Raw genomic sequence first — 13978 nt, forward strand, 5'->3', positions numbered from 1 at the left:
GGGGGGCTTTGCCCCCCAGGTAACCCTTCGACAAGCTCCGGACGCAGCAAGCAAGCGTGGGGGCCTTATTTGACTCGCTTGAGCGCGGGCCGCGGTCCCGAAGGCGGCGTGCGCGGCGGCACCGGGGCATCGTCATCATCCTGCACAAGCTGCATGATGGGCGCATCGCCACCGGTCTCGGTCGGCACGGAACTCAGCGCCGGGGGCGTGATGCCCACGGGTTTGCGCTCCGACGCTTCCTGGGCCAGCGGAAAAGCCATGCCTTCGCCGGTCTCGCGCGCATAGATCGCGATCACACGCCCCACGGGCACCGAGATCTCGCGCGGCTGGCCGCCGAAGCGGGCCTTGAACGCGATGAAGTCGTTGCCCAGCTGCAGCCCGCCCGTGGCGTCGTAGCTGGTGTTGAGCACGATCTCCCCGTCCTTGACGAACTCCTGCGGCACCTGGACCGTGTGGTCCACGCGCACCGCGAGATAAGGCGTCAGGCCATTGTCCGTGCACCACTCATGGAGCGCGCGGATCATGTAGGGCCGGGTAGAACTGGATTCCAATGCATTCATGGGCTAAGTCTCGGGCAGCAGGCAGGCGCTTACTTGCGCATCACCTTTTCGGAAGGTGTGAGCGCTTCGATGTAGGCGGGGCGCGAGAAGATGCGCTCCGCGTACTTGAGCAGCGGCGCGGCGTTCTTGCTCAGCTCGATGCCATAGTAGTCGAGGCGCCACAGCAGGGGCGCAATGGCCACGTCGAGCATCGAGAAATTCTCGCCCAGCATGTACTTGTTCTTGAGGAACACCGGAGCGAGCTGCGTCAGGCGATCACGGATGTGCGCACGCGCCTTCTCGATGGCCTTTTCGTTGCCCTTGATGTTGCGCGCTTCGAGGATGTTGACGTGAACGAACAGTTCCTTCTCGAAGTTCAGCAGGAACAGGCGCACGCGTGCGCGGTCCACCGGGTCACCGGGCATCAGCTGGGGATGGGGGAAGCGCTCGTCAATGTATTCATTGATGATGTTCGATTCGTACAGAATCAGGTCGCGCTCGACCAGGATGGGCACCTGGCCGTAGGGGTTCATCACATTGATGTCTTCGGGCTTGCTGTACAGGTCCACATCACGGATCTCGAAGTCCATTCCCTTTTCAAACAGCACAAAGCGGCAGCGGTGAGAGAAGGGGCAGGTTGTTCCCGAGTAAAGCACCATCATGGTGAAGGCTCCTAAAAATCAAAAAGAGTGGGACGCATGAAGCGCCCACTCTGTACCGATCCGTCTGCGGACACGCAGCAAGCGTGCCCTCAGGCGTGGACCGTCCGTTACTTGACGTCTTTCCAGAATGCAGCGTTCAAGCGCCAGGCAATCAGGATGAAAATTCCAAGGAAGATCAGCACGCCCACGCCTATGCGTACACGGCTGTTTTGTGCAGGCTCACCCATCCATTGGAGGTAATTCACCAAGTCGCCAACGGCCCGATCGTACTGCACAGGCGTCATAGACCCCGGGGTGAGCTGTTCCCAGCCTTTGAAAACCTGGGTTTTCTGGCCGTGGACGTCATGTTCCTCGAACACCGCGCGGCGCTCGCCCTGCAGCTGCCACAGCGCATGCGGCATGCCGATGCTGGGGAAAGCCAGGTTGTTCCAGCCCGTGGGCTTGGTGTCGTCGCGGTAGAACGTGCGCAGGAAGGTGTAGAGGTAGTCCGCACCCGAGCCACCGGAGCCGGCGCGCGAGCGCGCGATCACCGTCAGGTCAGGGGGATTGTCGCCAAACCAGTCCTTGGCCTGCCTGGGATCTATCGTGGCCTTCATCGTCTCGCCGACCTTGTCGGTCGTGAACAGCAGGTTGTCCTTGATCTCCTGCTCGGTCAGGCCGATGTCCTGCAGGCGGTTGTAGCGCATGAACGCCGCCGAATGGCAGCTCAGGCAGTAGTTGACGAACAGCTTGGCGCCGTTTTGCAGCGAGGCCTGGTCGGTCGTATCCACCGGCGCCTTGTCCCAGGCGATGCCGCCTTCGGCAGCCTGGGCGCCCGCGACAAACCCGAAGGCAGCGATCAGCGTGAGTATCAGTTTCTTCATTATTTTTCTCCGACTCAGTGCTGCTTGAACGTCACGCGGTCAGGCACGGGCTTGGGTGTGCCCAGGCGGCTCCACCAGGGCATCAGCAGGAAGAAGCCGAAATAGAACAGCGTGCCGAGCTGGGAAATGCGCTCGAACACCGGCGATGGCGGCTTCACGCCCAGGTAGCCCAGCACCACGAAGTTGACGACGAACACCGCGTAGACATACTTGTGCCATTCGGGACGGTAGCGGATCGACTTGACCGGGCTGTGGTCGAGCCAGGGCAGGGCGAACAGGATGATCACGGCACCGCCCATCACGACCACACCCCAGAACTTGGCGTCGATCGACAGCATCAGCACGATGGCCAGCGCGGCGACCACGGCCACGCCGCCCTTGACCACCGATGGCAGGCGCGACTTGAACACGCCAAAGCCCGCACCCAGCGCCACGCAGGCGATCAGCACGTACATCATCTCGGTGGTGATCGCACGCAGCATCGAATAGAACGGCGTGAAATACCAGACCGGCGCGATGTGCGACGGCGTCTTGAGCGGATCGGCCGGGATGAAGTTGTTGTACTCGAGGAAGTAGCCACCGAACTCGGGCGCGAAGAACACCACGGCCGAGAACAGGAACAGGAACACGCACACGCCCAGGATGTCATGCACCGTGTAGTAGGGATGGAAAGGCACGCCGTCGAGCGGGCGGCCCTTTTCATCCTTGGGGGCGTTCGGGCCCTTGATCTCGATGCCGTCGGGGTTGTTCGAGCCGACGTCGTGCAGCGCCAGCAGGTGGGCCACGACCAGGCCCAGCAGCACCAGCGGCACGGCGATCACGTGGAACGCGAAGAAGCGGTTGAGCGTCGCGTCTCCAACCACATAGTCGCCGCGGATCAGCAGCGCCAGGTCAGGGCCGATGAACGGAATCGCGGCAAACAGGTTGACGATCACCTGCGCGCCCCAGTACGACATCTGGCCCCAGGGCAGCAGGTAGCCCATGAAGGCTTCGGCCATCAGCGCCAGGAAAATGGCGCAGCCGAAGATCCAGACCAGCTCGCGCGGCTTGCGGTACGAGCCGTAGAGCAGGCCACGGAACATGTGCAGATAGACCACGACGAAGAAGGCCGAGGCCCCGGTCGAGTGGATGTAGCGGATCAGCCAGCCCCAGGGGACGTCGCGCATGATGTACTCGACCGACTCGAACGCCTTGGCGGCATCGGGCTTGTAGTGCATCACCAGGAAGATCCCGGTCACGATCTGGATCACCAGCACCAGCAGCGCCAGCGAGCCGAAGATGTACCAGAAGTTGAAATTCTTCGGAGCGTAGTACTCCGACATGTGAACGCGGTAGGCGTCGAAAGCCGTGGGGAACCGGTTCTCAAACCAGTTCGTGACCTTCGCGCCCGCGGTGGCGTTCGGAGAGATGTCCTTGAATTCGTGAGCCATGTCGTTTTCCCTCAGGCCTTGTCTTCACCGATCAGGAGCTTGGTCTCCGACAGGTACTTGTGGGGCGGCACTTCCAGGTTGTCCGGCGCGGGCTTGTTCTTGAAGACACGGCCGGCCAGGTCGAAGGTAGAACCATGGCAGGGGCACAGGAAGCCGCCTTTCCAATCGTCGGGCAGGGAGGGCTGCGGACCCGCCTGCAGCTTGTCGACCGGCGAGCAGCCCAGATGGGTGCAGATGCCGACGGCAACCATGATCTCGGGCTTGATCGAGCGGTACTCGTTGCGCGCGTACTCGGGCGTCAGCTCGGAAGGCTTGCGCTGCGACTGGGGATCGGCGAGCTGTCCATCGAGGGCCGGCAACTCGGCCAGTTGCTCGGGCGAACGCTTGATGATCCAGACGGGCTTGCCGCGCCATTCCACCGTGACCTTCTCACCGGGCTTGAGGGCGGAAATATCCACCTCCACCGCCGCGCCTGCAGCCTTGGCCTTTTCGGACGGCTGGAAGGTGCTCACAAAGGGTACGGCTGTTGCCACGCCGCCCACCGCACCAGCGCAGGCCGACGTGATGATCCACGTGCGCTTGCTGGAGTCGATTGGAGTATCACTCATGGGGATCCTCGATGTAGATCGCTATTATTTGGGGGTCAACTACAAATTGTAGCGGAGTGAGTGGGGTTATTCCATGCGCTGTTTTCTGTTGACACTGAGGCAAGTCAAGCAATACTGAGATCCTTGATTGATCAACAGGAGTTGAGCGTATGGGCATGATGCAAGAATTCCGCGAATTCGCGGTCAAGGGAAACGTGATTGACTTGGCAGTCGGTGTGATTATTGGAGGCGCCTTCGGCAAGATCGTCGACTCGGTCGTCTCCGACCTCATCATGCCGGTCGTCGGCCTGGTGTTCGGCAAGCTTGACTTCTCCAACCTGTTCCTGGTGCTGGGAGCGGTGCCCGAAGGAACGGTGCAGACGCTCGACGGCCTGCGCAAGGCGGGCGTGCCAGTGCTGGCCTACGGCAACTTCATTACCGTGGCCGTCAACTTCATCATCCTGGCGTTCATCATTTTCCTGATGATCAAGCAGGTCAACCGCCTCAAGCGCAGCGCCCCGCCCGCACCGGTGGTCGCTCCGGCCACACCCGAGGACATCGTGCTGCTGCGCGAAATTCGCGATAGTTTGACTCGTAACACCCCCTGAGCCGCTGACGCGTCTTCCCCCTCTCAACCTTCGGTGGAGGGGGGCGCCCGGCTAAGGGACGGCAGCCTCGGTGCGGGGCGGCCCTTCCTCGCTGCCCCTTTGCTGGAGCACGCCAGTTTTTCAGGCTGTGCGCGGTACAAGGACTGAAAAGCCCCCTGCAGCGGACCCCGCGTCAGCCCGCAAGTTGACGCGCCATCTGCACCGCGGCAATCAGGCTGGATGCGTCGGCAATGCCCCGGCCGGCGATATCGAACGCCGTGCCATGGTCGGGGCTGGTGCGCACCAGCGGCAGGCCCAGCGTCACGTTGACGCCTTTCTCGACCCCCAGGTACTTGACCGGAATCAGGCCCTGGTCGTGGTACATGGCGAGCACCACGTCGAACTCGCCGGGGTGGCCGGGCGCGTTGCGTGCGCGCATGAACACCGTGTCGGGCGCAAACGGGCCGTGCACGTCCATGCCGAGCGCGCGCGCTGCCTCGATGGCCGGCACGATGGTGTCGATTTCCTCGCGGCCGAAACGCCCGCCCTCGCCCGCATGCGGGTTGAGCCCGGCCACGGCGATGCGCGGCGCACGCCCGAGCGTGCGGCCCAGCGCTGCATGGGTGATGCGCAGCGTCTCGAGGATCTGCGGCCGGGTCACGGCGGCCAGCGCTTCGCGCAGCGACACATGGATGCTCACCAGCACCGTGCGCAGCTCGTCATTGGCCAGCATCATGCGCACCGGCATGTCGGCCAGCGCCACGCCCGCGTGCTGCGCGGCCGCAGCCTGCAGCAGCTCGGTATGGCCGGGAAAGTCCACGCCCGCGAGCGCCAGCGCTTCCTTGTGCAGCGGCGCCGTCACCAGCGCGGCGATCCGGCCTTCCAGCGCCGCCTGGGCCGCCCATTGCACGCAGCGCGCGGCCGCTTCTCCGGCCGCGCGCGAAATTTGCCCCCAGGGGGCCGGTCCGGGCAAGCCGGCCAGCGGCAACACGGGCAGGCAGCGCGGCGGCACGGACCAGGCTTCGTCCGGGTTTTCGATAGCAGCGACAGGCATGGAAGTGTCGCCCGCCAGCAACACAACGTCGGCCGCGCGCCGCAGCGTTGCGATTTCTCCCACGATGAAGCAGCCGCGCAGGACATCGGGCGCATCGCGAAACGCCTTGGCAATGGTTTCGGGGCCTATGCCCGCGCAGTCGCCCTGGGTGATGGCGATGCTGCGACCGGTCGGTGCGGCCGCAATGTGATCAGGCAAGGAAAGCACGAACGACTCCAAAAATACCGCCCCGCGAAAAATCAGGCGGGGTTGTCGATTTCTACGAATACGTGGTCTAGCCCGTGGGCTGCCGCGATATGGGCGGCGACCGCGGGTGCGCCATAGCGCTCGGTCGCATGGTGGCCCGCGGCGATGAAGGCCACGCCGGTTTCGCGCGACAGATGGGCCTGGGGCTCGGAGATCTCGCCCGTGAGGAACAGGTCTGCGCCCGCGGCAATCGCGGACTCGAAAAAGCCCTGCGCGCCACCCGTGCACCAGGCGAGCTGGCGAATCGGCCGGCCGTCGCCCGGCAGGCAGGTCGCCGTGCGGCCCAGCACGTTCTCCACATGGGCAGCGAGATCTTCCGCGCGGGCCTCGGCGTGGGGTGCGCTCCCGAGCCAGCCAAGCTCCTGCTCGCCAAAACGCCCCTGCCCTTCCCAGCCCAGGCGCAGGCCCAGCTGGGCGTTGTTGCCGAGTTCGGGGTGTGCGTCGAGCGGCAGGTGGTAGGCGAGCAGGTTGATGTCGTGGGCCAGCAGCAGGCGCAGACGCTCCTTCATCCAGCCCGTGACCCTTCCGTCGTGTCCGCGCCAGAACAGGCCGTGGTGCACAAAGATGGCGTCGGCGCGCAAGTCGATGGCGGCCTCGATCAGCGCGCGGCTGGCAGTGACGCCACTGACCAGCCGGGAGATGCGGGGCTTGCCTTCAACCTGCAGACCGTTGGGCCCGTAGTCCTTGAAGCGTTGGGGCTGCAGCAGGTCGTCGAGACTGCCCAGCAGGTCTTGTCGCGAGAGGGTCATGGCGCGATTGTCGCATTCACGCCCGCCAACCCGCATGACGGAGTTCAGGATTTTGCGCCGTCGCGGACCTGCCAGCCCTTGGATGCCAGAGGCCAGAACGCGAGTGCCACGCCCAGAATGCCCATCGCGCCCACATAGTGGGCCGGGAACAGGCGGTCATACTGCTGTCCGAGGCTGATCAGCACCGGCGTGAGTCCGCCGAACACCGCATAGGCCATGTTGTAGGAGAACGACAGACCCGAGAAGCGCACGGCGGGCGGGAAAGCCCGCACGCTCACGATGGGCAGCAGCGAGATCGAGCCGACGAAAAAGCCCACCAGCGCATAGGTCACGACGATGGACGTCGGCGAGCCCGGCAGGCCCAGGTAGAACAGGTAGGACGTCAGCGTCATCCCGCCCCAGCCGAAGATCATCACCGCCTTGGTGCCGACGCGGTCCGTGGCCCAGCCTGCAACCAGGCAGCCTATGCTCAGCATCAGCGTCGCGGCAACGTTGGCCTGCAGCGACAGCGCCGCGGGCACATCGAACACCTTCTGCATATAGGCCGGCGTGAACAGGATCACGACCACGATGGCCGTGGACAGCACCCAGGTCATCAGCGCCACCAGCACGATGGCCGGACGGTGCTCGCGCAGGATGGTCTTGAGCGGCAGCTCGCGCGCAACGCTCTTGCGCGCCGCGAGCTCCTTGAAGATCGGCGTTTCCTCGAGAAAGCGCCGCAGGTAGACCGACACCAGGCCGAACACGCCGCCCAGAATGAACGGAATGCGCCAGGCATAGGCATTGATTTCGCTGGTGCTGAACCAGCTGTTGATGCCCACGGCAATCAGCGAGCCCAGCAAGATGCCGCCGGTGATGCCGGCCGTCAACGTGCCCACGGCCAGGCCATAGTGCCTTTGCGGCACATGCTCGGCCACGAACACCCAGGCGCCGGGCATTTCACCGCCGATCGCCGCGCCCTGCAGCACGCGCATCGCCAGCAACAGCAGCGGCGCGGCGATGCCTATAGCCTCATAAGTGGGCAGCAGGCCGATCACCAGCGTAGGCACCGACATCAGGAAGATCGACAGCGTGAACATCTTCTTGCGGCCCAGGATGTCGCCGTAGTGGGCAATGATGATGCCGCCCAGGGGCCGCGCGAGGTAGCCGGCGGCAAAGATGCCCAGCGTCTGCAACTGGCGCAGCCATTCGGGCATTTGCGCGGGAAAGAACAGGTGACCGAGCACATTGGCGAAGAAGATGTACACGACGAAGTCGTAGAACTCGAGCGTGCCACCCAGGGCCGAGAGCCCCAGGGTCCGGTAATCCTTCTTCGTCAGGGGACGGGCCGGCGCATCGGCGGGTATCGCCTTGCCGGTGGAGTAATCAAGCGTGGTCATGGTGTTCGCAGAAAGAAGTCAACAACAAGACAGCGCAGCTGCCGACGCCACCGGATAGGTGGTCGGCAACCGGTTCTTCCAATGCCTGGGTGAGGAAAAGTGTCTAGCAGCCCGTACAGATGGAACGGGGCGGTAGCGAACGCAGCCTGGCGCAGTCGAGGGAATTCTAGGGTTTCCACCTATCCTGTATCGGCAACCCCACTACTGCTGCGCCAACGATGGCACTTGCGCGCGCCAGGCCATGCCGCACAATGGCGTCTTGTTTGACCCTTGTTGATGGATTTCATGAAGCGCTCTTGGCTTTTGTTTTCCCAGGCCGTGACCGTGCTGGTCGCCGCCTACTTCGTCGTCGCCACCCTGCAGCCTGACTGGCTGCGCGGCGGAATGACCCGTTCCAGCGCTGGCGTGGCCTTGCTCGAGGCCCCCGCCACTCCGGCGGGCACGCCCGCACCCGGCAGCTTCAGCGCGGCCGCGCGCAAGGCCGCGCCCGCCGTCGTGAGCATCAACACCAGCAAGGCCGTGCGCCACCCGCGCAGCAACGACCCCTGGTTCCAATTCTTCTTCGGCGACCAGGGCACCCAGGAGCAGACCGGCCTGGGCAGCGGCGTGATCATCAGCCCCGATGGCTACATCCTCACCAACAACCATGTGGTCGAAGGCGCGGACGACATCGAAGTCACGCTGACCGACAGCCGCCAGGCCAAGGCCAGCGTGATCGGCACCGATCCGGAAACCGACCTGGCCATCCTCAAGATCGCGCTCGACAAGCTGCCGGTGATCGTGCTGGGCAACTCCGACCAGCTTGCCGTCGGCGACCAGGTGCTGGCCATCGGCAACCCGTTCGGCGTGGGCCAGACCGTGACCAGCGGCATCGTCAGCGCGCTGGGCCGCAGCCAGCTGGGCATCAACACCTTCGAGAACTTCATCCAGACCGACGCGGCAATCAACCCCGGCAACTCGGGCGGCGCGCTGGTCGATGTCTACGGCAACCTGCTGGGCATCAACACCGCGATCTACTCGCGCTCGGGCGGCAGCATGGGCATAGGCTTTGCGATTCCGGTGTCCACGGCCAAGATGGTGCTCGACAGCATCGTCAAGGACGGGCATGTGACACGCGGCTGGATCGGCGTCGAACCGAATGAACTCTCGCCCGAACTGGCCGAGACTTTCGGCGTCAAGGCCGGCGCGGGCGTGATCGTTACCGGCGTACTGCAGGCGGGCCCCGCGGCCCAGGCCGGCATGCGCCCCGGCGATGTGATCCTGCAGGTCCAGGACAAGCCGGTGCGCACCGTGTCCGAGCTGCTGACCACGGTGGCCGGCCTGACGCCGGGCACCGCCGCCGACTTCCAGCTGCGCCGCGGCGATGGCGAGGTCACGATCAAGGTCACTCCGACCGCGCGCCCCAACCAGGCGCAACGCGACAACCAACAACGCCGATAGCTTGTACAACCGTTCGTGGTGAGCTTGTCGAACCATGACGGCACCAACGAAAAAAGCGGCCAATGGCCGCTTTTTTCATGTCCTCAATCGCCGGATTACTTGTCCGTCGAAGTGGAAGCTTCCTCTTCCTCGCTATCGGGCGAGCGCGAGACGCGGCTGAACCAGCCCGCTCCCAGAATGCCGACCTCGTACAGGATGCACATGGGAATCGCAAGCGCCAGTTGTGAAATCACATCCGGCGGCGTGACAATCGCCGCGATGACGAATGCCACCACCACGAAGTAACCGCGGAAGGCCTTGAGCTTCTCGATCTCGACGAGCTTGAAGCGCACCAGCAGCATCACCACGATGGGCACCTGGAACGCCAGGCCGAAGGCCAGATAAAGCGACAGGATGGCTTCGACGTAGGACGCGATATCCGGGGTCGCGGCAACGCTGTCGGGCGTGAAACCCTGGATGAAGCCGAACATCTTGTCGAGCACGAAGAACTGCACGAAGGCAATGCCGACATAGGCCAGCAGGCTGCCGAACAGGATCAGCGGCAGCGCAAAGCGCTTTTCATGGCTGTACAGACCAGGCGAGACAAAGGCCCACATCTGGTACATGATCCACGGCAGCACGGCGAGCACGCCCACCATGCCGAGCACCTTGATAGGCACGAAAAATGGCGTGAACACGCCGACCGCGATCAGCTTCGCGTCGGGCGGCATATGCGCCCTGATCGGCTGGGCGATGAAATCGATCAGCCCGTTGGGGCCGGGCCACAGCGCCAGCAGCGCCACCGCCAAGGCAATCCCGTAAATGCAATAAAGCAGGCGGTTGCGCAGCTCCAGCAGGTGCTGCACAAATGGCTGCTCGGTGCCGGCCAGCTCGTCGTCTTTGGATGGAATGTCTGACATGGTGGGGATTGCGGGCCGTCAGGCCCTGACACTTTTCGGGAAGACCAGTAAAAAAGCACGCAGCGCGGTGCCTGCGCTGCGCCATCGCCCCAGACCTGCTGCCCGGCAGCGGGCTCAGCGGAATTTCTGCGGACGAAAGCGCGCCACGCGGGCAGCGCCTGATTGTGCCTTGCTGCGCACACCTGCGCGCGCCTTGTACCACTGGGGCACGGCCGTGCGCTTGAGCCGCCAGTTCTTGCGCGGCTGGGCGTAGGCAGGCACGACGCCACGAGCGGAGTCTTCATAGGAAGACGTGTAGCTGCCCGACGCGTTATCGAGCCCGTCGCCGGTGCTGGCGTTCCAGTCCTTCTCGAAGTCGCTGGCACTGGTGTGAATGGTCTGCTCGACATCGCGCGCCGCCCCTTCCACCGTTTCCTTCATCTTCTTGAGCTCGTCGAGCTCCATCGAGCGGTTGACCTCGGCTTTTACATCGGCGACATAGCGCTGGGCCTTGCCCAGCAAGGTCCCCACGGTACGCGCCACGCGCGGCAGCTTTTCCGGCCCGATGACAATCAATGCCACCGCGCCGATCAGCGCCATCTTGGACAGGCCAATATCAATCATGAAAGCAGCGCCTCAGCGCTTCAGCTTTTCTGCTTGGCTTCGACGTCGATCGTGGTCTTGTCAGCCGCGGTCTGGTTGGCAACCTGACCGGGAGTGGGCGCAGCGCCGGGCGCTGCCGCTGCATCCGTGCCGCCGTCCTTGACCCCGTCCTTGAAACCCTTCACGGCGCCACCGAGATCGGAGCCGAGGTTCTTGAGCTTCTTGGTGCCGAACACCATGACGACGATGAGCAGCACGATCAGCCAGTGCCAGATGGAAAAGGAACCCATGAGTATCTCCTAACGAATTCAGAACATTTTAGACGGGCGCGCGTGAAGCGTTGATGAATCGCCCTTTTTGTCACGTGACCGGTACAGTTATCCAGGGCGCTTGCGCGACTCCCGCCCCCCGGAACTGGCATGACCCATGCGTGGGGGCACCAAGCAAGGGCCGCCCCGCAACGAGGGTGCCGTCCCCCTTCAGGGGGAAGCGGCGCGAGCCGCTCAGGGGGTCACCCTTTTAACCATGGGCGGGGGCCGCCCATGATGTGCATGTGAAGGTGGTGGATTTCCTGGCCGCCCTCGGTGCCGGTGTTGACCACCACGCGAAAGCCGCCTTCCGGGTACGGATTGCAGCCCTGCTCCTGCGCCAGGCGCGGCGCGAGCGCGAGCATGTGGCCGAGCAGGCCGGCGTCCTCGGCTTGCACCTGGGCCAGCGACGCGATGTGCTTTTTCGGCAGCATCAGGAAGTGGATGGGCGCGCCCGGATGGATGTCATGAAAGGCAAAGACCTGATCGTCCTCGTACACCTTGCGCGAGGGAATCTGGCCGGCAATGATTTTGCAGAAAAGGCAGTCTGGGTCGTGCATGTCAGTGGGAAACACAGGTGAATGGAGCGCGGCGGCCGCGTGCGGAAATCAGGGTGATCAGGCCTGGATGGCCTGATTCTTGTTCATCGCCACCATGCCGCGCACGATGCGGTACAGGAACCAGATGGAGATGACCACCCAGGCGATCCAGCCGGGAAAGAAGAACAGCAGCCACAGCGGCGCCGTGATCAGGTAAAGGATGCCGGCCCAGATCACGCTGCGGATGCGCCAGGAAAAATGGCTGGCCTGCCAGGTACCGGTGGCATCGCTGCGCTTGACCAGGTCGATGACCAGGGCGATCACCAGCAGCACGATGCTGGGCTGGGCGCTGGGCACGACGGCGGCCACAGCGACGATCAGGTGCAGCACATAGCTGACCCAGCCCCAGGCCTTGAGGCCTTCCATCTGCTGGGGGTCTACGGCACGGACTTCGACGATGTCATCACGCATGCGACTTCTCCTTCTTCCATGGCGCGCTTGTGGGCTTTGCGCAAGGCCTTTTCCTCGATGCCGCTCGTGCCTTCGCGGCGCTCGAGTTCGGCAATGACCTCCGCGGGCTGCAGCCCGTAGTGGGACAGTGCAATCATCGTATGAAACCAGAGATCGGCGACTTCGTACAGCAGTTTGCTCTTGTCGCCGCCATGGTCTGCGTCCTTGGCGGCCATCACCACTTCGGTGGCCTCCTCGCCTATCTTCTTCAGAAAGGCGTCGGGGCCCTTGTGCAGCAGCCGCGCCACATAGCTTTTTTCGGGGTCGCCACCATTGGCCGCCTTGCGGCTTTCAATCACCGCGGCCAGCCGCGCCAGCGCGCCTTCGCTCGAAGCCGAAAAATTCTCAGAAGCAGTCATAAACATTCACCGATAAATGGATTCAGGGTCCTTGAGCACCGGGTCCACAGGGGTCCAGATGCCGTCCTTGAGCACGCTGTAGAAACAGCTGTGGCGGCCCGTATGGCAGGCGATGCCGGGCTCGTGACCCTGCTGGGTGACCTTGAGCAGCACCACGTCGTTGTCGCAGTCCAGGCGCATTTCATGCACCTGCTGCACATGGCCGGATTCCTCGCCCTTGAACCACAGGCGGTTGCGCGAGCGGCTGAAATACACCGCGCGGCCCAACTCCGCCGTCTTGGCCAGGGCCTCGCGGTTCATCCAGGCAAACATCAGCACATCGCCCGTGGCGTGCTCCTGCGCAATCACGGGCACCAGGCCCTGCGCATCCCATTTCACTTGATCTAGCCAGTTCATGCTTTGATTGTCGGTTATTTGCGGCTTACAGCCGCACAGGAATCCCGCGTTCGGCCATGCGCTGCTTGGCCTGGCCGACGGTGTATTCGCCATAGTGGAAGATGCTGGCCGCGAGCACCGCGTCGGCGCCGCCCTGCTGCACGCCATCGGCGAGGTGGTCGAGATTGCCCACGCCGCCCGAAGCGATCACGGGCACGCTCACGGCGTCGCTCACGGCGCGCGTGAGCGCGAGGTCAAAGCCCGACTTGGTGCCGTCACGGTCCATGCTGGTCAGAAGGATTTCGCCCGCGCCGCGGCGTGCCATCTCGCTGGCCCATTGCACGGCGTCGAGCCCGGTGTTCTTGCGCCCGCCATGGCTGTAGACATCCCAGCCCGGCCCCACGGGCAGGCCATTGGCACCGACGCGCTGCGCGTCTTCGGGCGTGCGGCGCTTGGCGTCGATCGCGACCACGATGCACTGCGCGCCGTATTTCTGCGAAGCCGCGTTGATGACGTCGGGATTGGCCAGCGCCGCCGAGTTGAAGCTGGTCTTGTCGGCGCCCGCGTTGAGCAGTCGACGCACGTCCTCGACGGTGCGCACGCCCCCGCCCACCGTGAGTGGAATGAACACCTGGCTGGCGACGGCTTCTATGATGGGCAGGATCAGGTCGCGGCCATCGCTGGTCGCGGTGATGTCGAGGAACGTCAGTTCGTCCGCGCCCTGGCCGTTGTAGCGCGCGGCGATTTCCACCGGGTCGCCGGCATCGCGCAGCTCGACGAAATTGACGCCCTTGACGACGCGGCCTCCGGTCACGTCAAGGCAGGGAATGATGCGTTTGGCAAGCATGGCGCTGAGGTCTGTTGAAGAGG

The 13978-nt window shown here is 64.0% G+C and carries 17 protein-coding genes and 1 pseudogene; 2 read left to right on the plus strand and 16 right to left on the minus strand.

The annotated features are described in order from the left end of the window. Positions 1-65 precede the first annotated feature (65 nt). From GVL12_RS01050 to petA, 5 genes are all read right to left on the minus strand, one after another. Positions 66-560, minus strand: coding sequence for a ClpXP protease specificity-enhancing factor (locus GVL12_RS01050; protein ID WP_159910778.1), 495 nt, complete (start codon positions 558-560; stop codon positions 66-68). A gap of 29 nt (positions 561-589) precedes the next feature. Further along, entirely contained in the window at positions 590-1201 is a 612-nt protein-coding gene (locus GVL12_RS01055; RefSeq protein WP_159910779.1) for a glutathione S-transferase N-terminal domain-containing protein, read from the minus strand. A gap of 107 nt (positions 1202-1308) precedes the next feature. Continuing rightward, positions 1309-2064 carry a cytochrome c1 gene (locus GVL12_RS01060; protein WP_159910780.1) on the minus strand — a complete coding sequence of 252 codons (756 nt, stop codon included), beginning with the start codon at positions 2062-2064 and terminating at the stop codon, positions 1309-1311. Between the two features lie 14 nt (positions 2065-2078). Further along, positions 2079-3494, minus strand: a complete 1416-nt coding sequence (locus GVL12_RS01065) for a cytochrome bc complex cytochrome b subunit (RefSeq protein ID WP_159910781.1) — start codon at positions 3492-3494, stop codon at positions 2079-2081. 11 nt (positions 3495-3505) lie between these two features. After that, positions 3506-4102 (minus strand): ubiquinol-cytochrome c reductase iron-sulfur subunit, encoded by a 597-nt coding sequence (petA, locus tag GVL12_RS01070; protein ID WP_159910782.1) that lies wholly within the window; start codon positions 4100-4102, stop codon positions 3506-3508. A 149-nt stretch (positions 4103-4251) separates the two neighbouring features. On the opposite strand from petA, the gene mscL reads away from it, so the two are divergent. Continuing rightward, positions 4252-4689 carry a large conductance mechanosensitive channel protein MscL gene (gene mscL, locus GVL12_RS01075; protein WP_159910783.1) on the plus strand — a complete coding sequence of 146 codons (438 nt, stop codon included), beginning with the start codon at positions 4252-4254 and terminating at the stop codon, positions 4687-4689. Between the two features lie 172 nt (positions 4690-4861). Here the strand turns inward: mscL and pdxA are convergent, their stop codons facing one another. Genes pdxA through GVL12_RS01090 form a run of 3 tightly spaced genes read right to left on the minus strand, consistent with a single transcriptional unit; the run spans position 4862 to position 8096 of the window. After that, positions 4862-5929: a 4-hydroxythreonine-4-phosphate dehydrogenase PdxA gene (gene pdxA / locus GVL12_RS01080; protein ID WP_235033781.1), complete on the minus strand. Its 1068-nt coding sequence runs from the start codon at positions 5927-5929 to the stop codon at positions 4862-4864. A 32-nt stretch (positions 5930-5961) separates the two neighbouring features. Continuing rightward, positions 5962-6717 (minus strand): Nif3-like dinuclear metal center hexameric protein, encoded by a 756-nt coding sequence (locus GVL12_RS01085; RefSeq protein ID WP_159910784.1) that lies wholly within the window; start codon positions 6715-6717, stop codon positions 5962-5964. A gap of 44 nt (positions 6718-6761) precedes the next feature. Next, positions 6762-8096, minus strand: a complete 1335-nt coding sequence (locus GVL12_RS01090; RefSeq protein ID WP_159910785.1) for an MFS transporter — start codon at positions 8094-8096, stop codon at positions 6762-6764. 285 nt (positions 8097-8381) lie between these two features. Between GVL12_RS01090 and GVL12_RS01095 the strand changes: the two genes are divergently transcribed. Continuing rightward, positions 8382-9536, plus strand: a complete 1155-nt coding sequence (locus GVL12_RS01095; protein ID WP_159910786.1) for a Do family serine endopeptidase — start codon at positions 8382-8384, stop codon at positions 9534-9536. Between the two features lie 95 nt (positions 9537-9631). Here the strand turns inward: GVL12_RS01095 and tatC are convergent, their stop codons facing one another. The 8 genes and pseudogenes from tatC to hisF all read right to left on the minus strand — a co-directional run bounded on the left by tatC (position 9632) and on the right by hisF (position 13955). Further along, the gene (gene tatC, locus GVL12_RS01100) at positions 9632-10435 is read right to left on the minus strand and encodes a twin-arginine translocase subunit TatC (protein WP_159910787.1); all 804 of its coding nucleotides are present in this window, start codon (positions 10433-10435) and stop codon (positions 9632-9634) included. A gap of 114 nt (positions 10436-10549) precedes the next feature. Continuing rightward, a complete protein-coding gene (gene tatB / locus GVL12_RS01105; RefSeq protein ID WP_159910788.1) occupies positions 10550-11038 on the minus strand; it encodes a Sec-independent protein translocase protein TatB in 489 nt (162 codons plus the stop codon). A 20-nt stretch (positions 11039-11058) separates the two neighbouring features. Next, complete coding sequence (tatA, locus tag GVL12_RS01110) at positions 11059-11307, minus strand: Sec-independent protein translocase subunit TatA (protein WP_159910789.1); 249 nt, start codon at positions 11305-11307, stop codon at positions 11059-11061. 221 nt (positions 11308-11528) lie between these two features. Further along, positions 11529-11885 (minus strand): histidine triad nucleotide-binding protein, encoded by a 357-nt coding sequence (locus GVL12_RS01115; RefSeq protein ID WP_159910790.1) that lies wholly within the window; start codon positions 11883-11885, stop codon positions 11529-11531. A gap of 57 nt (positions 11886-11942) precedes the next feature. Continuing rightward, entirely contained in the window at positions 11943-12335 is a 393-nt protein-coding gene (locus GVL12_RS01120) for a hypothetical protein (protein WP_159910791.1), read from the minus strand. Positions 12336-12367: 32 nt separating this feature from the next. Continuing rightward, positions 12368-12733, minus strand: a pseudogene (locus GVL12_RS01125) (phosphoribosyl-ATP diphosphatase); the annotation flags it as partial. A gap of 6 nt (positions 12734-12739) precedes the next feature. Continuing rightward, complete coding sequence (gene hisI, locus GVL12_RS01130; protein WP_159910793.1) at positions 12740-13129, minus strand: phosphoribosyl-AMP cyclohydrolase; 390 nt, start codon at positions 13127-13129, stop codon at positions 12740-12742. Positions 13130-13154: 25 nt separating this feature from the next. Then, entirely contained in the window at positions 13155-13955 is an 801-nt protein-coding gene (gene hisF / locus GVL12_RS01135; protein ID WP_159910794.1) for an imidazole glycerol phosphate synthase subunit HisF, read from the minus strand. Positions 13956-13978: the final 23 nt, after the last annotated feature.

This window comes from Pantoea sp. 18069 (assembly GCF_902706035.1).
GTDB lineage: Bacteria > Pseudomonadota > Gammaproteobacteria > Burkholderiales > Burkholderiaceae_C > Comamonas.